General features: G+C 72.7%; 13 protein-coding genes and 1 pseudogene. 8 read left to right on the forward strand and 6 right to left on the reverse strand.

Translation table 11 applies throughout. The features are described from left to right. Positions 1-257 precede the first annotated feature (257 nt). A complete protein-coding gene (locus ACWD4A_RS18545; RefSeq protein WP_451195075.1) occupies positions 258-1,475 on the forward strand; it encodes a thiolase family protein in 1,218 nt (405 codons plus the stop codon). Continuing rightward, entirely contained in the window at positions 1,472-3,601 is a 2,130-nt protein-coding gene (locus ACWD4A_RS18550; RefSeq protein WP_451195077.1) for a 3-hydroxyacyl-CoA dehydrogenase NAD-binding domain-containing protein, read from the forward strand. The genes ACWD4A_RS18545 and ACWD4A_RS18550 overlap by 4 nt, the downstream gene beginning before the upstream one ends. Positions 3,602-4,009: 408 nt before the next feature. Here ACWD4A_RS18550 and ACWD4A_RS18555 read toward each other — a convergent pair whose 3' ends face one another. Beyond that, the gene (locus tag ACWD4A_RS18555; RefSeq protein ID WP_451195079.1) at positions 4,010-4,999 is read right to left on the reverse strand and encodes a hypothetical protein; all 990 of its coding nucleotides are present in this window, start codon (positions 4,997-4,999) and stop codon (positions 4,010-4,012) included. Positions 5,000-5,167: 168 nt separating this feature from the next. On the opposite strand from ACWD4A_RS18555, the gene ACWD4A_RS18560 reads away from it, so the two are divergent. From ACWD4A_RS18560 to ACWD4A_RS18575, 4 genes are read left to right on the forward strand one after another with little or no spacing between them, the layout of a single operon-like run. Continuing rightward, positions 5,168-7,348, forward strand: a complete 2,181-nt coding sequence (locus tag ACWD4A_RS18560; RefSeq protein WP_451195081.1) for a HAMP domain-containing protein — start codon at positions 5,168-5,170, stop codon at positions 7,346-7,348. Between the two features lie 4 nt (positions 7,349-7,352). Beyond that, positions 7,353-8,564 (forward strand): poly-gamma-glutamate synthase PgsB, encoded by a 1,212-nt coding sequence (gene pgsB / locus ACWD4A_RS18565; protein WP_451195083.1) that lies wholly within the window; start codon positions 7,353-7,355, stop codon positions 8,562-8,564. Further along, complete coding sequence (locus ACWD4A_RS18570; RefSeq protein WP_451195084.1) at positions 8,561-9,043, forward strand: poly-gamma-glutamate biosynthesis protein PgsC/CapC; 483 nt, start codon at positions 8,561-8,563, stop codon at positions 9,041-9,043. The genes pgsB and ACWD4A_RS18570 overlap by 4 nt, the downstream gene beginning before the upstream one ends. Before the next feature lie 28 nt (positions 9,044-9,071). Further along, a complete protein-coding gene (locus tag ACWD4A_RS18575) occupies positions 9,072-10,154 on the forward strand; it encodes a C40 family peptidase (RefSeq protein WP_451195086.1) in 1,083 nt (360 codons plus the stop codon). Between the two features lie 321 nt (positions 10,155-10,475). Here the strand turns inward: ACWD4A_RS18575 and ACWD4A_RS18580 are convergent, their stop codons facing one another. After that, a complete protein-coding gene (locus ACWD4A_RS18580) occupies positions 10,476-11,555 on the reverse strand; it encodes a hypothetical protein (RefSeq protein WP_451195087.1) in 1,080 nt (359 codons plus the stop codon). A gap of 133 nt (positions 11,556-11,688) precedes the next feature. Between ACWD4A_RS18580 and ACWD4A_RS18585 the strand changes: the two genes are divergently transcribed. Further along, positions 11,689-12,084: an NTP pyrophosphohydrolase gene (locus ACWD4A_RS18585; RefSeq protein WP_451195089.1), complete on the forward strand. Its 396-nt coding sequence runs from the start codon at positions 11,689-11,691 to the stop codon at positions 12,082-12,084. On the opposite strand, the gene ACWD4A_RS18590 is transcribed toward ACWD4A_RS18585, so the two are convergent. The 3 genes from ACWD4A_RS18590 to dxs all read right to left on the reverse strand — a co-directional run bounded on the left by ACWD4A_RS18590 (position 12,035) and on the right by dxs (position 17,277). Continuing rightward, on the reverse strand, positions 12,035-13,582 hold the full coding sequence (locus ACWD4A_RS18590; RefSeq protein ID WP_451195091.1) for a glycosyltransferase family 39 protein: 1,548 nt from the start codon (positions 13,580-13,582) through the stop codon (positions 12,035-12,037). The two genes, ACWD4A_RS18585 and ACWD4A_RS18590, sit on opposite strands and share 50 nt — an antisense overlap. Before the next feature lie 79 nt (positions 13,583-13,661). Further along, entirely contained in the window at positions 13,662-15,149 is a 1,488-nt protein-coding gene (locus tag ACWD4A_RS18595; RefSeq protein ID WP_451195093.1) for an amino acid permease, read from the reverse strand. 202 nt (positions 15,150-15,351) lie between these two features. Next, entirely contained in the window at positions 15,352-17,277 is a 1,926-nt protein-coding gene (dxs, locus tag ACWD4A_RS18600; RefSeq protein ID WP_451195095.1) for a 1-deoxy-D-xylulose-5-phosphate synthase, read from the reverse strand. A gap of 703 nt (positions 17,278-17,980) precedes the next feature. Here dxs and ACWD4A_RS18605 point away from each other — a divergent pair. After that, the gene (locus ACWD4A_RS18605; RefSeq protein WP_451195097.1) at positions 17,981-19,981 is read left to right on the forward strand and encodes a putative Ig domain-containing protein; all 2,001 of its coding nucleotides are present in this window, start codon (positions 17,981-17,983) and stop codon (positions 19,979-19,981) included. A 94-nt stretch (positions 19,982-20,075) separates the two neighbouring features. On the opposite strand, the pseudogene ACWD4A_RS18610 reads toward ACWD4A_RS18605, so the two are convergent. Then, positions 20,076-20,285 (reverse strand): annotated as a pseudogene (locus tag ACWD4A_RS18610) (sugar ABC transporter permease); the annotation flags it as partial.

Consider the following 20,285-nt stretch of genomic DNA (forward strand, 5'->3'; position numbering starts at 1 on the left):
GCAATTCAGCCCGTCCGGCGTTTGAGGACGCGTCCGCAGGACGCTCCCGCCGCTGGGGGTCCCCCCGGCCGAAGGTTGGGGGAGGCAACGGCGCCGCGCCCGGCAGCGGACCGCACCCCGATGTGACGTTCGCCGCGCAGCGAAGGGGCTGGGCAAGCCTGGTTACCCGCAAGTAGCATGACGGTATGAGTCCGCGCCGCGGCGGAGCCGTATCGGCATGCCCGCGCGCAGCGATCCGTACCTGGAGGAGAGCCAACGTGCCTCGTACCGCTAGGGATGTCGTCTTCGTCGACGGCGTCCGCACCCCGTTCGGCAAGGCGGGCCCGAAGGGCATCTACCACGAGACCCGCGCGGACGACCTCGTCGTCAAGTGCATCCGTGAGCTGCTGCGCCGCAACCCGGACCTCGACCCCGCCAAGATCGACGAGGTCGCGATCGCCGCGACGACGCAGATCGGTGACCAGGGTCTGACCCTGGGCCGCACGGCGGGCATCCTCGCGGGGCTGCCGCAGTCCGTGCCGGGCATGTCCATCGACCGCATGTGCGCCGGTGCGATGACCGCCGTGACGACGGTCGCCGGTGGCGTCGCGTTCGGCGCGTACGACATCGCGGTGGCAGGCGGCGTCGAGCACATGGGCCGCCACCCCATGGGCGAGGGCGTGGACCCGAACCCGCGCTTCGTGTCGGAGAAGCTGGTCGACGAGTCGGCCCTCTTCATGGGCATGACGGCGGAGAACCTGCACGACCGGTTCCCGCAGCTCACCAAGGAGCGCTCGGACGCGTACGCGGTCCGCAGCCAGGAGAAGGCCGCGAAGGCGTACGCCGACGGCAAGATCCAGCCCGACCTGGTGCCGATCTCGATCCGCCGCACGACGCCCGAGGGGGGCGAGCTGGGCTGGGGTCTGGCCACGGCCGACGAGCCGATGCGTCCGGGCACCACCATGGAGGGCATCGCCGACCTCAAGACGCCGTTCCGCCCGCACGGCCGGGTGACCGCGGCCAACTCCTCCGGCCTCAACGACGGCGCGACCGCCTCGCTGATCGCCGCCGAGGACGTGGCGCGCGAGCTGGGCCTGCCGGTGCGGATGCGCCTGGTGTCGTACGCCTTCGTGGGCGTCGAGCCCGAGGTGATGGGCTACGGCCCGATCCCGGCGACCGAGAAGGCCCTCGCCAAGGCGGGCCTGTCGATCGACGACATCGGCCTGTTCGAGATGAACGAGGCGTACGCGGTGCAGGTGCTCGCGTTCCTCGACCACTACGGCATCGCGGACGACGACCCGCGGGTCAACCAGTACGGCGGCGCGATCGCCTTCGGCCACCCCCTCGCCTCCTCCGGCGTGCGTCTGATGACGCAGCTGGCGCGGCAGTTCGAGGAGCAGCCGCACGTGCGTTACGGCATCACTTCCATGTGTGTCGGCTTCGGCATGGGCGGAACGGTCATCTGGGAGAACCCGCACTTCGAGGGGGACAAGTGAGCAACACCGCTGAGCTGTTGAAGGGTGCGGCCGAGCTGTTCCCCGACGAGGTCGTCACCCACGCGCACGTGCGCCACCTCGACCTCCCGCTGGGCGCGGGCCGTTTCGCGCTCATCACGCTGGACAACGGCCTGGACCACACCAAGCCGACCACCTTCGGCCCGCAGTCGCTCGCGAACCTGGACGCCGCGCTCGACCAGGTCGAGGCGGAGGCGAAGGCCGGGCAGATCACCGGCGCCGGCATCACCGGCAAGCCGTTCATCTTCGCCGTCGGCGCCGACCTCAAGGGCGTGGAGCTGCTCAAGCGCCACGAGGACGCGGTGGCCATCGGCAAGGGCGGCCACGACGTCTTCAAGCGGCTGTCCGCGCTCGCGGTCCCGACGTTCGCGTACTACAACGGCGCGGCGATGGGCGGCGGCGTCGAGGTCGGTCTGCACTGCTCGTACCGCACGGTCTCCAAGGCGATCCCCGCCTTCTCGCTGCCCGAGGTCTTCCTCGGCCTGCTCCCGGGCTGGGGCGGCTGCGCGCTGCTGCCGAACCTCATCGGCCCCGAGCGCGCGATCTCGGTCATCATCGAGAACTCGCTCAGCCAGAACCGGCAGCTGAAGGGCAAGCAGGTCTTCGAGCTCGGCATCGCCGACGCCATCTTCGAGGGCGCCGACTTCCTTGAGCAGTCGCTGCTGTGGACCGCGTCCGTCCTCAAGGGCGAGACCGAGGTCGTCCGCCCGGAGCTGGACCGCGGCGAGGCCTGGGACCGGGCCGTCGAGCACGGCCGGGCCGTCGCGGACTCCAAGGTGCACGGCGCGGCCCCGGCCGCCTACCGCGCGCTCGACATCATCGCCGCGGCCAAGAACGGCGATCTGCGCCAGGGCTTCGACGCCGAGACGCAGGCCCTCGCCGACCTGATCATGGGCGGCGAGCTGCGCAGCGGCATCTACTCGTTCAACCTGGTGCAGAAGCGCGCCAAGCGCCCGGCCGGTGCGCCGGACAAGTCGCTGGCCCGCCCGGTCACCAAGGTGGGCGTCGTCGGCGCCGGCCTGATGGCCTCTCAGCTCGCGCTGCTGTTCGCGCGCCGCCTGGAGGTGCCGGTCGTGCTGACCGACATCGACCAGGAGCGGATCGACAAGGGCGTGGGCTACGTCCACGGCGAGATCGACAAGCTGCTCGCCAAGGGCCGGATCGGCCAGGACAAGGCGAACCGGCTGAAGGCCGCCGTCACGGGCTCCCTCGACAAGGCCGCCGCCTTCGGCGACGCGGACTTCGTCATCGAGGCCGTGTTCGAGGAGATGGGCGTCAAGCAGCAGGTGTTCGCCGAGGTCGAGGCGGTCGTCCCGGCCCACACGATCCTGGCGACCAACACCTCCTCGCTGTCGGTCACCGAGATGGCGTCGAAGCTCAAGAACCCCGAGCGGGTCGTCGGCTTCCACTTCTTCAACCCGGTCGCGATCCTCCCGCTGCTGGAGATCGTGCGCGGCGAGCGCACCGACGACGCGGCGCTGGCCACCGCGTTCGGCGTCGCGAAGAAGCTGAAGAAGACCGCGGTGCTGGTGAAGGACGCCCCGGCGTTCGTCGTCAACCGCATCCTCACCCGCTTCATGGGCGAGATCCAGAACGTCATCGACGAGGGCACGCCGGTCGCGACCGCCGAGAAGGCCGTCGAGCCGCTGGGCCTGCCGATGTCGCCGCTGGTGCTCCTGGAGCTGGTCGGTCCGGCGATCGGCCTGCACGTCTCCGAGACCCTCAACCGGGCCTTCCCGGACCGCTTCACGGTCTCGAAGAACCTGGCCGCGGTGGTCAAGGCGGGCAAGCGCGGCTTCTACGTGTACGACTCCGGCAAGCCGGAGCTGGACCCCGAGGTGGCCGCCCTCCTGGTGCAGGGCGACTCCGTCCTCACCGAGGAGCAGGTGCGCGACCGGGTCCTGGACGCCGTCGCGCAGGAGATCGGTCTGATGCTCGACGAGGGCGTCGTCGCCGAGGCGCAGGACATCGACCTGTGCCTGATCACGGGCGCGGGCTGGCCGTTCCACCTGGGCGGCATCACGCCGTACCTGGACCGTGCCGGTGTCTCCGAGCGGGTCCTCGGCAAGAGGTTCCTTGCCGAGGGAGTTGCCAGCGTTCCGGCCTGACGGCCGGGAGGTGCCGCGGGCCGCGTGGGTACGGGTTTTCCCGTGCCGCGCGGCCCGTCGCGTTTTTTCTTCCCCAGCCTCGCCCCTTCCCGGCTGTGTCGATTTGCGGCTCCGCCGCGTGGGGGGCTTCGCCCCAGACCCCGCAACACGGCTTCGCCGCGTTGTCCTCAATCGCCGGACGGGCTGAATTTCGCGGACCGTGGCTCTTTGGCCTGCGGCCCGCAGGTTGCGGACTACGCCAGCAAAATCCAGCCCGTCCGGCGATTGAGGACGCGCCCGAAGGGCGCCCCCGCCGCAGGCGGCAGACGGCCCGCAGACTCAAGGCCACGGCTGGCAAACCAGCCCGTCCGGCGTTTGAGGACGCGGCCGCAGGCCGCCACCGCCGCAGGCGGCGAACCGGGCGGCAGTTCAGCCGCGGCCCGTGGACCAGCGGCGGGTCACCGTTGTCAGGGCCCGGACTGCCGCCGTCACCCGGTCGTCGTCCGCGCGGACCGAGCGGCTGTGTTCCACGTGGAGGAACGGCACCCCGGCCGACGCCGCGTGGTCGCCCTCCACGTTCGTACGCCCCTCCAGGCGGCCGCAGTACCGTTCCCACACCTCGCACACGCGCAGCGATTCGCGGCGGAGCGCGTCCGCGAGGCGGCGGGCCGCCGGGAGGCCGGCTTCGCCCTTGCCGGTGGAGACGACGACGTCCTCGTCGGGGAGGCTGCTGTCGGCGAAGCCGTGGACCTGGACGGCGGGGAGCCGTCGGTCGGCGAGCGCGTCGGAGACGGCGGCGAAGACGGAGTCCCGGCGGTGGGCGACATCGGCGGCGTCGGACGAAGTGCCGTCGTCCGCCGGGGCGTTGCGGTGCGCGCCCGCCAGGACGAGGACCCCGCCGGGGGAGCCGCGCAGCAGGCCGATGCCGAGTTGTTCGGTGCGCTGGTCGGCGGTGGGGTGCGGGACCTGTACCTGCCAGCGGGCCGGTCCGCCCAGGTCGACGTAGACGCGGCCCCAGCCCCGCCGGGCCTCGCCGTCGGCGGTGGCGTCGGCGATCTCGGCGACGCGCCGCCCGCCGTCCCGGTCGACGAGGTCCCGTACGGCGTAGCCCACTGTGCCCAGGGAGCGTCCGGCGGCGGCGCGGTCCCCGTCGAGCAGGGCGCGGACCCCGTCGGCGACGGCGCGGCGGTCGCGCTCGGCGGGGACGCGGTAGGTGCCGCCGTCCTGGGTGATGCGGTCGGTGAAGGACGTGATGCGCTCGCGGAGGTCGACGGACCGGTCCGCGCCGGACGCGCCGTCACGGCGGGCGTCGCCCTTCCGGCCGTCGGCGGAGTGCGAGCAGCCGGTGAGCGCGGCGGCCGCCGCGGCGGCGAGCAGCGCGGCCAGCGCACGGCGAGCGGTTACCGACTTGAGCGTCATGTCGCAAAAATACCGGGCACTCCGATTCCTGCGCGCCATCATAGGATTTTGCCTGGACTTTAGTTTTTGCTTAGGATTCCATCACTCAGTACCCACCGCATCCGCGGCAGACAACTCAAGGTATTCCGTCGTCCCGGCATGCCCGTGCCGCGACCGAAAGGAATCCTGTTGTCCGCTCCGCGCGGCACGCGTCGGCGCAAGATCCGCCGTCGCGCCGATATGCCCCTGCTCGGTGGCGCCCGGCCCCCGATCGCCGCACTGCTGGCGCTGTTGCTGGCGGTGGCCGGAGCGACGGCCCTGGTGCTCGGCGACCGTGACCGGTCGGCCGTCGACAAGGCCGTGCTGACGTCCCAGCAGCGCGTCGCCGAGGACGGCGCCCTGTCACTGCGGGCCTCGCTGGACGAGAGCGTCACCGACCTCAAGCGCGCCGCGGCTCTGTTCGCCGGGCAGGAGGCCGTCCCGTCGGACACCGTCCTGGACAAGCTCGGCAAGGTCTACAACAAGTGGCGCGGCACCGCGGTCATCGACCCCGTCAGCGGCACCCTGCTCGCGGCGCGCGGCGAGACCATCCCCCTGGCCGACGTCCTCGACGACAACGCCGGGAAGGGGAAGCAGGATCTCGCGCCCCGTCTGGTGAAGCTGTCCTCCGGCGAGACCCGGATGCTGGTCACGGCGGCGCTGCCCGGCGGTGACCGCCCCCGGCTGCTCGTCGCCTCCGGCACCCTCAACGTGCCGGGCATCTCCACCGGTGAGAACCGTTCCCTCCTCGTCGTCGACTCCGCCGGTACGGTGCTGGCCAAGGACGGGCCCTCGGTGGCCCGTACCGCGTGGGCCAAGCGCGCCGTCAGGACCGCCGCCGCCGCGTCCGGCGACACTCCCGAGCCGGGCGGCCATCCGGGCGCCAGCGGGCACCTCATGGGCGGCCCGGACAACAGCCGCCGCACGGCCGTGGGGTACGCGGCGGCCGGGCGCGCGCCCGGGGAGACCAGCCCGGCGGGCGCCCTCGGGCTGTCGGTGGTCACCTCGGTCAAGGTGACCGAGGACGTCCGGGCCGTACGGACGCAGGCGTTCGGCCTGGTGGCCGCCGCCGTGCTGCTGGTCCTCGCCGTGCTGGTGACCTGGGTGCTGGTCCGTACGGTCCAGCGGCCGCTGATCCAGCTGTACCTGGAGAGCCGTCGCATCGGCCGCGGTGAACTCGACCGGCCCGTCCAGCGGTTCCGCGGCCGGGAGGCGGCCCGGATCGGCGCCGCCCTGGAGAGCCTGCGCAAGCAGTTGCTCGGCGGGCGCCCCACCCGCACCGGCCGCGCCCGCAGCCGCTTCGGCACCCGCGGCACGGTCGTCGTCTGCGGCGTGGTCCTCCTCGCGTGGGCCGCCCCGCTCCTGCTGCTGCTCAACCGGGCGGGCAGCGGGGTCTCCGTGCCGAAGCAACTGGTCGAGGACCAGCGGCGGCGCACGGACACGGCCGCCGACCGGGTCCGCAAGGCGCTCAACGAGGGCTGGGCGGACGTGGCCTCGGTCGCGCAGACCGTCGGCGCGAGCGGCACGAAGGACGGCGCGGAGAAGGCCGTCCTGGAGACCACCCTGCGCGAACACCCGCGCTACCGCTCGGTCTACGTCCTCGACGGCGACGGCAAGGTCCTCTCCCGCGCCGGCGCCTCCCCCCGCCACCCGGCGGGCAAGGGCCCGCACGAGGACTCCGTCGCCCAGCTGAACACCTCGGGCAAGGAACCGGCCGTCGCCGCCTACGCGGCCGTGCCGGACGGCAAGGGCCGCACGGTCGTCGGCGAGTACGACCCGCAGTTCCTGATCTCGATGGTCACCCGGCCGGGGCTGGGGCAGGTCTGGCTGATCGACAAGAAGCACCGCGTCATCGCCGCCGACCGGCCGCACGGCTTCCGCGCCTTCTCCAAGCTGCCCGGCCGCCACCTCGACGAGCTGGCCGTCAAGTCCCGCAAGGACAGCGACGGCAAGGCCGTCCTGCACCGCGCCAAGGGCTCGGCCTCGCTCGTGGCCGCCGCGCCCTTCACCGGCGGCGGCGCGGTCAAGGGCCTGGACTGGCAGGTCGTCAGCGAGCAGCCCGCCGCCTGGCTGGACCTCCCCGAGTACGCCGCCCAGCGGCACACCATGCTCGCCGGACTGCTCGGCGTCACCGCGGCCGTCGCCTGCCTCGGCTGGCTGCACATCATCGTCATCCGCCCGCTGCGGTCCCTCGCCGACCGGGCGGAGGCGCTGGCAGGGGGCGACCGCAAGACCGTCCTCTTCCCCCAGCACCACGACGAGACCGGCGCGGTCGTACGCCACCTCGAACTGATCCGCCAGCAGCTGGCACGCCCCTCCGGAAGGAACTGACACCGTGCTCTTCCTCTACACGGTGCTGGTGATCTGCTGTGCCATCGTGCTGACCGCCGGTGTCATCGAGCAGCGCCGCCACTTCACCAACCTCGACCTCATCCCCACCCGGGTGCTCATCAACGGCATCCGGGGCAAGAGCTCGATCACCCGGCTGTGCGCGGGCGCGCTGCGCGGCGGCGGGCTGATCACGGTCGCCAAGACGACCGGGACCGCCGCCCGCTTCATCCACCCGGACGCGACCGAGGAACCCGTCTACCGCAAGTTCGGCATCGCCAACGTGGTCGAGCAGATCGGCATCGTGCGGCGCGCCGCCGCGTACCGCCCGCACGCCCTGGTGATCGAGTGCATGGCCGTGATGCCCGCGCTCCAGGAGGTCAACCAGACCAAGCTGATCCGCTCCACCATCGGCGTGCTGTGCAACGTCCGCGAGGACCACCTGGCCGAGATGGGCCCGACCCTGGACGACGTGGCGCGGTCGCTGAGCCGCTCCATGCCGCACGGCGGCATCTGTGTGACGGCGGAGCGCGACCGGCTGCACATCCTCGAGGAGGAGGCCGCCAAGCGCGACTGCCGGCTGATCGCCGTGGACCCGGAGACGGTCACCGACGCCGAGCTGCGCGGCTTCAGCTGGTTCACGTTCAAGGAGAACGTCGCCATCGCGCTCGCCGTCGCCGAACTGCTCGGCATCGACCGGGCCACCGCCCTGCGCGGGATGTACGACGCGCCGCCGGACCCCGGTGTGCTGTCCGTGGAGCGCTACCGCACCCCGGCGGGCATGCCCTTCCGGTTCGCCAACATCTTCGCCGCCAACGACCCCGAGTCGACGCTGATGAACGTCGAGCAGTTGCTGAGCCTCGGCGCGATCGAACGGCCCCTGCACGTCCTCATCAACTGTCGGCCCGACCGCGTCGAGCGCAACGGCCAGATGGGCGAGCTGATCCCGCGGCTGGCCCCGGACTCGGTGTTCCTCATCGGCCACCCGACGAAGAGCGCCCTCGACGCCATCCCCGCCGACTGGCGCTCCCGCGTCGTCGACCTCGGCGGCGACCGCCGCGACGCCGCCGAACTGGAGCGGGAGATCCTCGGCAGGCTCGGCCCCGGCGCCTCGCTCGTGGCCATCGGCAACATCCACGGCCAGGGCGAGCTGCTGCTGGAGCGGCTCGCCGAACTGCCCACCGACGACGTACCGCAGACCACAGGAGACTTCCGTTGATCCCCGCCGTCCTCACCCCGGAGATCGCCGCCATCGGGATCGCCCTGGGACTGCTGTTCTCCCTGGTCTGCTATCTGACGACCAATCTCTCCCCCGGCGGCATGATCACGCCCGGCTGGCTGGCGCTCACCCTGGTCGAGGACCTCCAGCGGGCGGCCATGGTGGTCGGCATCACCGTACTGACCTACCTGTGCACCCTGCTGCTCCAGCGCTACGTGATCCTCTACGGCAAGCGGCTGTTCGCCGCGGTCGTGCTCACCGGCGTGGTGCTCCAGGCGACCCTGTACGTCATCCTCCAGCAGCAGTTCCCGCTGATGTACGCCAACCAGACGCTGGGCTTCATCGTGCCCGGTCTGATCGCCTATCAGCTCGTGCGCCAGCCGAGGGGCGCGACGCTGCTCGCCACCGGCACGGTCTCGCTCGCCAACTACGTCGTCCTCACCGCCGGAATCCTGCTCGGCTTCATGCCCACCGCCTGACCGTCCCGACCCCACGGAGCGCAGCCTGATGTCCCCCAAGTCGCCGGACAAGTCGCCGGACCGGAAGAAGAGCCGCCGCGCGGTCCACACGCTGGTCGTGCTCGGTCTGCTCGGCGCCAGCGCGTACCTCACCGTGGAGCTGCGCGAGGAGCGGCAGGGCAGCGCGCCGCCGGTACGGGCCGTGTCCGGCGGCACGCCCGCGTCCGGCTCCCGCCAGGCCACCGGGGAGCGCCGCTTCGAGCGGCTGGCCAGCCCGGCCCGTACGGTCGTGCGCGGCCCGGACGGCGGGGTGCTCGCCACCTTCACCGACGGCGCCCGCACCGCCGTCCTCACCGGTCCCAGCCGTACCTTCACCGAGCCCAAGTACACCTCGGCGAAGGTGACCACGGACAGCTGGGTACGGCTGCTGCCGCAGCCGTGGACGGAGGGCGCGGAGAAGGCGGCCTGGTTCACCGAATGGTTCGGGAAATTCCTCGGCAGCAAGGAACCGGACGTCTTCGCCTTCTCCATGGAATACCTGGAGGGCGCCCCGGTGAAGAAGGACGCCCAGGGCATTCCGTACGCGGGCGACGCGCAGTTCGGCCCGCTCAACCCCAACGGTTCCGAGGCTGGCGATCTCCGCCTGGAACAGTCGGACTTCTACGACTACCTCGGCATTCCCTATACGTTCCGGGACGGCACGGTGGAACGGCCCGAGCCGCAGCGGCTGCGCGCGATGGACTGCTCGGGGTTCGTCCGTACGGTGTTCGGCTACCGCGCGCGCTATCCGCTGATGGGCAAGGACGTCAAGGGCGACGGCCTGCCGCGCACCGCGAACGGCATGGCCCGGCTCTCCCCCGGCGTCCCCGTCCTGGAACTGACCGGCAAGCGCCCCGCGGCCACGGACCGGCTGCAGCCGGGCGACCTGGTCTTCTTCGACATCGACAAGCGCACGGGCGACCGGCTCGACCACGTCGGCATCTACATGGGCCTCGACACGGACGGCAAACCGCGCTTCATCTCCAGCCGCGAGGAGGCCAACGGCCCCACCTTCGGCGACAAGGGCGGCACGGCCCGGCTGGACGGCAACGGGTTCTACGCGGCGGGGTTGCGGAGCGCGAAGCGGTTGTGAACACCGCAAGGGGGTGCGGCGCCGTCGCCGCCTGCGACAGACCTTCCCGGGGCTGCGCCCCGGACCCCGCAACACGGCTTCGCCGCGTTGTCCTCAAACGCCGGACGGGCTGAATTTCGCGGCCCGCAGTCCGCACACTGCGGCCCGCAGTCTCAAGGCCACGGTCCGCGAAATCAGCCCGTCCGGCGATTGAGGACGCGGCCGCAGGCCGCTCCCGCCGCAGGCGGCAACGGCGGGTCAGTCGGGGGCGTCCGGGGGGGCGCACCCACCGGTTTCGGTGAAGGCCCGCCGCAGGCGGAACGGCGCCGCACCCAGCGGGAGCTACACCCGCACCCAGTCGCCCAGCGCGAGCCCCGGCTCCGACGGCTTCTGCCGGGCCACCCTCAAGTGACCGTCCGCTCCCAGGACGGCCACCGTCACGCGGCCCAGCGCGTCGACAGCCAGCGCCGGCGCCCCGGCGAAGTCCTCGCCGGTCTCGGACCACTGGCCGCCGACCGTCTCGTCCCCGCTGGGGAAGACGGCCAGCGCGGGCAGTCCGGAGGACGCCCGCTGGGCGAGCACCGTGCAGTCGTGGCCGTCGAGTTCGGTGCGGAGCGCGGCGACCGGGCCGGTGCCGGGGGCGCAGAGCGAGGCCGTGGCGGGCTCGTCGTCCGTGTCGGCCGCGGGCAGCAGCGTGTGGAGCGCCGGGTCGGCGGCCTCGCGCCAGAAGTGGGTGATCCGGTCGTCGCCGGTCGCGGCGGACGCGGCCGTGCACGCGGCGGGCTTCGCGGAGATGTTGCGGACGCGGCGGAGCGGCCCGCCGGGCTCGTCCTGCCGCCAGCGCAGCACGAAGTCGGCGGCGGGGGCGAGGAGTTCGACGCGCCCGGTGGCGGTCGCGGCGGCGGACATGCCGTCGAGGACGTGACTGCCCTTCAGGTCCGTCCAGGGGCCCCAGATTCCGCGCGCGTCCATGTGCCGCCCGCACACGCCGCCGCCCGCGTTGCGGACGAAGACGTGCAGCCCGGTCGCGTCCACGACGGCCGTGGGGGCGCCGATCTGCGCGGCCCGGTCCCAGTCCTGGCCGTGGGGCGTGCCGATGGAGCGCCAGTTCGTCACCGGACGGCCGGACTGGAGCTGTGTGGCATAGACCACCTCGGTGGCGATCCAGTCGCCCGCGTCGCCGGGGACGGTGCGCTGCCGCACGCCCACCAGGTAGACGTAGCCCCGGGAGGTCCGCGCTATGGACAGGTGGGGGTCGAGGCCGGGCGCGGCCAGCAGTTCGGGGCCGGTCCAGTCCGGGCCGCCGGGCCGGGTCTCGGTCCAGCGCGCCACACCGCCCTCGGCGGGCGCGTAGGCCGTGAGCCGGCCGTCGCTGCCCCGCAGTAGCCAGCCGGTCACCGGGGTGGCGGTACGCACTGCCATGACTTTGCTGCCAGCCTTTCTCGCAACCAGGTCTCCATTGCGCACTGCGCGGACCCCTATTTGTCGACCCTCGACAATAACATCGTGCGTGCCCCGGAATTCCGCGCGGAATTCCCGTGGGAGGCTGGCCGGCATGACCCCTCTCCTCGTCGTGGACGGCGCGAATGTCGTCGGTTCGGTGCCCGACGGCTGGTGGCGCGACCGGCACGGCGCGGCCGAGAGGCTGCGGGACCGGCTCGCCGCGTACGCGACGGGCGGGACGGCCCTGCCGCCGGAGGCCGTGGCACCCCCGCTGCCGGGGCCGCCGGAGATCGTGCTGGTGGTGGAGGGCGCGGCCCGCGGCGTCGGCCCGGTGCCGGGCGTACGGGTGGTGGCCGCCGCGGGCAGCGGCGACGACCGGATCGTGGAGCTGGTGGCGGGCCGGGAGCCGGGGCGGCGCTGTGTGGTCGTCACCGCCGACCGGGGGCTGCGCGGGCGTGTCACTGCGCTGGGCGCGGAGGTCGTGGGCCCGCGGGCGGTGCGCCCGTAGGGCCGCCGCGGGCGGCCGGTGCGTAGAGGACCGCGCCGTCGGCCGTGCCCACCCGCTCGTACCCCCGGTCGAGGACGGCCCGCAGCGACGGCAGCCGGGCGGGCCCGTACGGTTTGCCGCGCGAGTCGTCGACGATGAGCGCGGGCGGGCGGCTCGCGAGCTCGCGCCGGAAGACCGGCCAGGAGCCCGGCACGCCGTACGCCTCGCCCACGTGCGAAGGGCCGCGCCCGCCGCTGTAGTTGGTCAGCAGCCCGGCCGTGAGGAACCGCCCGGCGGGCGGGCGGTCGGCGAGCCAGTACGTCTCGGGGTGCATGCCCCAGAACAGGACGCGGGTGGCGGGCGCGGTGCGCGCGCGGACGGCGTGGACCACCTTCAGCGTGTGCGGCAGGTCGGGCGGCTGGCCGGTGAGCCCCCAGCCGAGGAAGAACGCGCAGGACAGCGCGGACAGCGCGATCGACGTGCCCAGCAGCCGCCCGTCGAGGGCGGCCAGCGCCGAGGTGCCGAGCAGGGTGAGCGGCGGGATCAGCTGGAGGTAGTAGTGGCCGAAGAAGTGGAAGCCTGTGGCGACGGCCACGGCCGACGCGGCGAGCCACAGCCACAGCTCGGGCGGCGCGGCCCGGCGGCGGGCGGCGAGCAGGCGGCCCACGGGGAGGAGCAGCCCGGCGCAACCGGCGGCGAGGATGGCCGCGTTGACCAGGGCCAGGCCGGCGGCGGGCGACACGGCGGCCGCCGCGGAGGCGTAGGCGGCGGAGCCGGTCACGGACCAGAAGAGCAGCCGGGCGGGTCCGGTGACGCAGGCGGTGGCGGTGACGGGGAGCAGTGCGCCGAGGGCCAGGGCGGCCGCGCCGGCGGTGCGGCGGCGTGCGGTCCACAGCAGCAGGAGGACGGGGGCGAGGACCGCTCCCCCGGTCTGTTTGGTGAGCACGGCCGCGGCGACGGCGAGCCCGGCGGCGCCCCAACGGCCGCGGTCCGCGCACCATATGGCGGCGACGGTGCACGGCACCATGAACACCTCGAAGGCGGCGGCCTGGGCGTCGTCGGGGGCGAGGGCGATGGACACCAGCAGGTAGAGGGCGCCCGCCGTACGGCCCGCCCGGTCGCCCCAGCGGCGGCGGGCGAGCGAGGCCAGCAGGACGGCCGTCAGCAGCTGGGCGAGGACCGCGAGGGCCTTGACGGGCAGGAGCGTGCGGTCGCCGAAGAGCGCGAAGCACAGTTCGTACAGCCAGGGCAGCACGGGGGGCTTGCGGTCGACGACGGTGCGGTAGAGGACGGCTCCGTGGGCGAGCATCCGTGCCTCGGTGGCGAGGAAGCCCTCGTCGGGGTTCCACAGGGGGCGCAGGAAGGACGGCAGCCGGGTGACGGCGGCGAGGGCTGCCAGCAGGGGCAGCAGGCGCGGCCAGAAGGCGTCCCGGGTGCCCGGCGGGGCGGCTGTCGGCGGCTGCCGGGGGCGCGGTACGGGGGCGGCGGCCGGGGCGGCAGCGCGCTGTGCGACGGGCATGCGGGTCAACCTAGGGGTACGTCCTGGGGGCGGCGCGGTCCGCGGTCGCCGGGCGGGCAGGCCGCCCGGCGGGGGCACGTCACGGGACGCGGCTGTGCTGCCGTCCGTAGACGAAGTAGACGATGAAGCCGAGGGCCATCCAGCCCGCGAACCGCAGCCAGGTCTCGGCGGTCAGGTTGAGCATCAGCCACAGCGAGGCCAGCACGGACAGGACGGGCACCGCGGGGACGAGCGGGGTGCGGAAGGCGCGGTGCAGGTCGGGCCGGGTGCGGCGGAGGATGATGACGCCGAGGGCGACGACGACGAAGGCGAAGAGCGTACCGATGTTGACGAGCTCGGCGAGGACGTCGATCGAGGTGAAGCCCGCGAGCACGGCGACGACGGCGCCGAGCAGGATCGTGGAGCGGTAGGGCGTGCCGTACTTCGGGTGGACCCGGGAGAAGATCCTCGGCAGCAGCCCGTCCCGGCTCATCGCGAAGAACACCCGGCTCTGCCCGAGCAGCAGGATCATGCAGACGGTGGTGAGGCCGACGGCCGCGCCGAAGCTGATCAGCCCGGCCCAGAAGGGGTGGCCGGTGGCCTTGAAGGCGTCGGCGAGCGGGGCGTCCGTGGAGAGCTCGCTGTAGCGCTGCATGCCGGTGACGACGACGGACACGGCGACGTAGAGCACCGTGCAGATGGCGAGCGAGCCGAGGATGCCGCGGGGCACGTCGCGCTGCGGGTTGCGGGTCTCCTCGGCGGTGGTGGCGACGATGTCGAAGCCGATGAACGCGAAGAAGACCACGGCGGCGGCCGCGAAGATGCCCATGACGCCGAAGTTCGACGGCGAGAAGCCGAACATCAGCTGGAACAGCGGGGCCTTGATGTCGCCCTGCGCGTGGGTGCCCACGGACTTCGGGATGAACGGGTGGTAGTTGGCGCCGGTGACGAAGAAGGCCCCCACGATGATCACGACGAGGACGACGGCGACCTTGATGGCGACCACGACGGCCGTCACGCGCGAGGACAGCTTCATCCCGAGGACGAGGATCGCGGTGAGGGCGAGCACGAGCGCGCAGGCGAGGATGTCGAAGCCGAAGCGGCCGGCGTGGGTGCCCTGGAGGCCGACCGGCAGGTGCCAGCCCGCGTTGTCCATCAGCGAGCGGATGTAGCCGGACCAGCCGACGGCGACGACCGCGCAGCCCAGGGCCAGCTCCAGGATGAGGTCCCAGCCGATGATCCACGCGGGCAGCTCGCCGAGTGAGGCGTACGAGAAGGTGTACGCGGACCCGGCGACCGGCACGGTGGAGGCGAACTCCGCGTAGCAGAGCGCGGCGAGCCCGCAGACGACGCCCGCGAGGACGAAGGCGAGGGCCACCGAGGGGCCCGCGTTCTCCTTGGCGACCTTGCCGGTGAGCACGAAGATGCCCGTGCCGATGACGACACCGACGCCGAACACGGTGAGGTCGAGGGCGGTCAGGGACTTCCGGAGCACGTGCTCGGGCTCCTCGGTGTCCTGGATGCACCGCTCCACCGTCTTGGTCCGGAAGACGCTGCGCCTGCTCTTGAGGGGTTGCTCCGTGCTCATCGGCCCACCTCCTGCTCGACCCGTCGCTCACCGTGAACTGAGCGAGTGTCCGCGATGTTCGGGCCCGCGCGGACGCGGGACCGGCCACCGTTGCCAGGATTCACCCGATGGGACGCGGCCCCGCGCATGCGCGGGGCCGCCAGGACCACCCGGATAGGGGGTGCGGGAGCACGGAGGGAGGCGCTCGGAGCAGGGGGCGGAACTAGTCGCGCGCCACCTCGGCGGCGGGCTCCGGGTCCTCCAGGCGGCCGTCGATCTTCGACACCAGGCCGATGACCTGCCGCGCGATGTCCGGCGCCGTCAGCCCGATCTCCGCCATGACCTCCTTGCGCGAGGCGTGGTCGAGGAAGCGCGGCGGGATCCCGAAGTCGCGCAGCGGCAGGTCGACGCCGGCGTCCCGCAGGGCCTGGGCGACGGCGGAGCCGACACCTCCCACCCGGCTGTTGTCCTCGACGGTGACGACGACCCGGTGCCGGGCGGCGAGCCCCGGCAGCGCCTCGTCGACCGGCTTGACCCAGCGCGGGTCGACGACGGTCGAGGAGATGCCCTGCTGGTCGAGGAGCGCGGCGATCTCCAGGCACATGGGGGCGAGCGCGCCCACGGAGACGAGGAGGACGTCGGGGCGGTTCGTACCCGCGGCGGGCTCACGCAGGACGTCCATGCCGCCGATCCGGCCGACGGCCTCGACGGCGGGGCCGACCGCGCCCTTGGAGTAGCGCACGACGGTCGGCGCGTCCTTGACCTCGACGGCCTCGCGCAGCTGGGCGCGGACCTGGTCGGCGTCGCGCGGGGCGGCGATCCGCAGGGTCGGGACGACCTGGAGGATCGACATGTCCCACATGCCGTTGTGCGAGGCGCCGTCCGTGCCGGTCACGCCGGCCCGGTCGAGGACGAAGGTGACGCCGCACTTGTGCAGTGCCACGTCCATCAGCACCTGGTCGAAGGCCCGGTTGAGGAACGTCGCGTACACCGCGAACACCGGGTGCAGCCCGCCCGTCGCCAGACCGGCCGCGGAGGTCGCCGCGTGCTGCTCGGCGATCCCGACGTCGTAGACCCGGTCGGGGAAGGCCTCGGCGAACTTCTCCAGGCCGACGGGCTGGAGCATGGCCGCGGTGATCGCGACGATGTCCTCGCGCTCGCGGCCCAGCTCGACCATCTCGTCGCCGAAGACGGAGGTCCAGTCGGCGCCGCCCGAGGAGACCGGCAGGCCGGTGTCGGGGTGGATGACGCCGATGCCGTGGAAGCGGTCGCCCTCGTGCTGCTCGGCGGGCTTGTAGCCGCGGCCCTTCTGGGTGAGGCAGTGCACGATGACGGGCCCGCCGAAGCGCTTGGCGCGCTGGAGGGCGGATTCGAGGGCCTCGATGTCGTGGCCGTCGATCGGGCCGATGTACTTCAGGCCCAGGTCCTCGAACATGCCCTGCGGGGCGATGAAGTCCTTGAGGCCCTTCTTGGCGCCGTGCAGCGTCTCGTAGAGCGGCTTGCCGAGGACCGGGGTGCGCTCCAGCAGGTCCTTGCCGCGGGCCAGGAACCGTTCGTAGCCGTCGGTCGTACGGAGCGTGGCCAGGTGGTTGGCGAGGCCGCCGATCGTCGGGGCGTACGAGCGCTCGTTGTCGTTCACGACGATGACGAGCGGGCGGTCCTTGGCGACGGCGATGTTGTTGAGCGCCTCCCAGGCCATGCCGCCGGTCAGGGCGCCGTCACCGATGACGGCGACCACGTGGTCGCCGGAGCGGCGGACCTGATTGGCCTTGGCGAGGCCGTCGGCCCAGCCCAGCACGGTGGAGGCGTGGCTGTTCTCGATGACGTCGTGCTCGGACTCGGCGCGCGACGGGTAGCCGGACAGGCCGCCCTTCGCCCGCAGCCCGGAGAAGTCCTGGCGGCCGGTGAGCAGCTTGTGCACATAGCTCTGGTGCCCGGTGTCGAAGAGGACCTTGTCCTTCGGCGACTCGAAGACCCGGTGCAGCGCGATGGTGAGCTCGACCACGCCGAGGTTGGGACCGAGGTGGCCGCCGGTCTTGGACACGGCGTCGACGAGGAAGCTCCGGATCTCCGCGGCCAGCTGATCGAGCTGCTCCGGGCTCAGCCGGTCCAGATCGCGCGGTCCCCTGATGCGGGTCAGCAGCGCCACCCGTGCCTCCTTCATCGAGCTGTACGAGCCTGTCGAGCTTGCCGGTCTGTCGAGTCTAATGTTCCGCCCGCGATGGCGGTGAACGGGTGGGGCGATCTATCTCACGCGATTGGCGTACCGCGGACATTTCCCCCTGCGGCGGGGGCCGCGCCTGCGGGCCGGTTCGCCGCCTGCGGCGGGGGCGGCCTGCGGCCGCGTCCTCAAACGCCGGACAGGCTGGATATGCGGGCGGGCGCAAACCGCAAGGCCCAAGACGCGCATCGCATCGCATCGCGGCAGACGACCCGCGCCCTCCGGGCCCACAGGTCGGCCCGTCCGGCGTTTGAGGACAACGCGCAGGCTGGATGCGCGGGCGTTGTCCGCAGTCTGCGGGCCGCAGGCCAAAGAGCCACAGTCCGCAAAATCCAGCCCGTCCGGCGATTGAGGACAACGCGGCGAAGCCGTGTTGCGGGGTCCGGGGCGGAGCCCCGGGAGCCAGGCCGGCCCCATACGGCGAAGCCATGTTCGCCGGCTCGCCTCGCGGCAAGCAAAAAGCTTTGCCCTTTCGTCAGTTGTTCCTTGGGAACAGGCCTCGCTACGTTCGACACATGCCACCACCCACCGCGGTGGCACTTCTCCGGGCGCGCACTTGTCATGCTCTCGACATATTCGGCGTGCGCGCTCGCACACGGGCGACATCCGACCCCCCATGGAGGGCTGCTCCGTGCAGAAGAACAGACGGCAAGCGAAGAGACCCTTCCGCGCCAGACGGCCCGCGGGCCGCGCCACCACCGCACTGCTCTCGCTCGCGGCACTCGTCACCGGCGGCCTGATCGCCGCGGCCCCCGCCGCCACCGCGGCCCAGCACACCGCCACCACCCCCACCAAGCGGCTCTGCTCCCGGGCCACCGAGCCCGGCAGGATGGCCTGCCTCGCCCTGGCCCGCACGGACGTCCGGCAGCACCGGGGCATCGCCCCCGACGTACTGCCCTCCGGCTTCGGCCCGTCCGACCTGCGCAGCGCGTACGCCCTGCCGGCCGGCGCCGGGGCGGGCACCACCGTGGCAATCGTCGACGCCTACGACGACCCCAACGCCGAGCAGGACCTGGCCACCTACCGCTCGCAGTACGGCCTGCCCGCGTGCACCACCGCCAACGGCTGCTTCAAGAAGGCCGACCAGAACGGCGGCACCACCTACCCGACGGCCGACTCCGGTTGGGCCGGGGAGATCTCCCTCGACGTCGACATGGTCAGCGCCGTCTGCCCGCAGTGCCACATCCTGCTGGTCGAGGCGAACAGCGCCACCATGAACGACCTGGGTGCCGCGGTGAACCGCGCCGTGACCATGGGCGCCAAGTACGTCTCCAACAGCTACGGCGGCAACGAGGACGCCACCGACCCGGCGTCCGACTCCTCCTACTTCGACCACCCCGGCGTCGCGATCACCGTCAGCTCCGGCGACAGCGGCTACGGCGTCGAGTACCCCGCGGCCTCGAAGTTCGTCACCGCCGTGGGCGGCACCTCCCTCAGCCGGTCGAGCAACACGCGCGGCTGGACCGAGTCGGTCTGGGGATCGAGCTCGGGCGGCCAGGGCGCGGGCTCGGGCTGCTCCGCGTACGACGACAAGCCCTCCTGGCAGCACGACACCGGGTGCGCCAAGCGGACGGTCGCCGACGTGTCCGCCGTGGCCGACCCCGCCACCGGGCTCGCGGTCTACGACACCTACCAGGCCTCGGGGTGGAACGTGTACGGCGGCACCAGCGCCTCGTCGCCGATCATCGCCGCCGTCTACGCCCTCGCCGGGACCCCGGCCGCGGGCAGCTACCCGGCCTCCTACCCGTACGCCCACCCCTCCGCGCTCAACGACGTGACCAGCGGCGCCAACGGCAGCTGCACCCCGTCCTACCTGTGCACAGCGGGCCCCGGCTACGACGGCCCGACCGGGCTCGGCACCCCGAACGGCACCGGCGCCTTCGCCGCCGCGTCCACCGGCGGGAACACGGTCACCGTGACCGGCCCCGGCAACCAGAGCACCACGGTCGGGGCGGCCGTCTCGCTCCAGATCAAGGCCACCGACTCCGACGCCACACAGAAGCTCACCTACAGCGCCACCGGGCTGCCCGCGGGGCTGTCCGTCGACGCGGCCACCGGCCTCATCAGCGGCAAGCCGACCACGCCCGGCACGTCGAACGTCACCGTGACCGCGCAGGACGGCACCAAGGCCACCGGCAGCGCCTCCTTCACCTGGACCGTCAGCGCGGCGGGCGGCGCCTGCACCCCCGCCCAGCTGCTCGGCAACCCGGGCTTCGAGACCGGCACGGCCGCGCCCTGGACCGCCACCTCCGGCGTGATCGACAACAGCGCGTCGCAGCCCGCCCACTCCGGTTCCTGGAAGGCGTGGCTCGACGGTTACGGCAGCGCCCACACCGACACGCTCGCGCAGACCGTGACCGTCCCGGCGGGCTGCCGCGCCTCGCTGAGCTTCTGGCTCCACATCGACACCAAGGAGACCGGGAGCACGCCGTACGACACGCTGACCCTCAAGGCGGGCGGCACGCAACTGGCCGCGTGGTCCAACGCCGACAGCAACAGCGGTTACGCGCAGAAGACCTTCGACGTCTCCGCGTACGCGGGGCAGACGGTGACGTTCACGTTCACCGGCACCGAGGACTCGTCGCTGGCGACGGACTTCGTCATCGACGACACGGCGCTGAATGTGAGCTGAGGCGGGTGGGGGCGGGGAATGTTCCCCACCCCGCCTCTGTCCCTTCCACAGAACGCCGGACGGGCTGATTCCAGCCCGTCCGGCGTTCGAGGGTTTACGCCCGTCCCGCCGTCCGCTGGGTGCGGCGCGACACCGAGTCGATGACGACGGCCGCCAGCAGCACCGCGCCGGTGATCATGTACTGGACGGCGGACGCGATGCCCAGCAGAGCCATGCCGGAGGCGATGGACTGGATGACGAGGACGCCGAGCAGTGCGGACCAGGTTTTGCCGCGGCCGCCGAAGAGGCTGGTGCCGCCGATGAC

The sequence above is a fragment of the Streptomyces sp. NPDC002537 genome (assembly GCF_053594975.1).

Coding starts and splice junctions, on each gene's coding strand:
- ACWD4A_RS18555 (WP_451195079.1), bottom strand. CDS start 4,999: ATGACGCTCAAGTCGGTAACCGCTCGCCGTGCGCTGGCCGCGCTGCTC.
- ACWD4A_RS18575 (WP_451195086.1), top strand. CDS start 9,072: ATGTCCCCCAAGTCGCCGGACAAGTCGCCGGACCGGAAGAAGAGCCGC.
- ACWD4A_RS18580 (WP_451195087.1), bottom strand. CDS start 11,555: ATGGCAGTGCGTACCGCCACCCCGGTGACCGGCTGGCTACTGCGGGGC.
- ACWD4A_RS18585 (WP_451195089.1), top strand. CDS start 11,689: ATGACCCCTCTCCTCGTCGTGGACGGCGCGAATGTCGTCGGTTCGGTG.
- ACWD4A_RS18590 (WP_451195091.1), bottom strand. CDS start 13,582: ATGCCCGTCGCACAGCGCGCTGCCGCCCCGGCCGCCGCCCCCGTACCG.
- ACWD4A_RS18595 (WP_451195093.1), bottom strand. CDS start 15,149: ATGAGCACGGAGCAACCCCTCAAGAGCAGGCGCAGCGTCTTCCGGACC.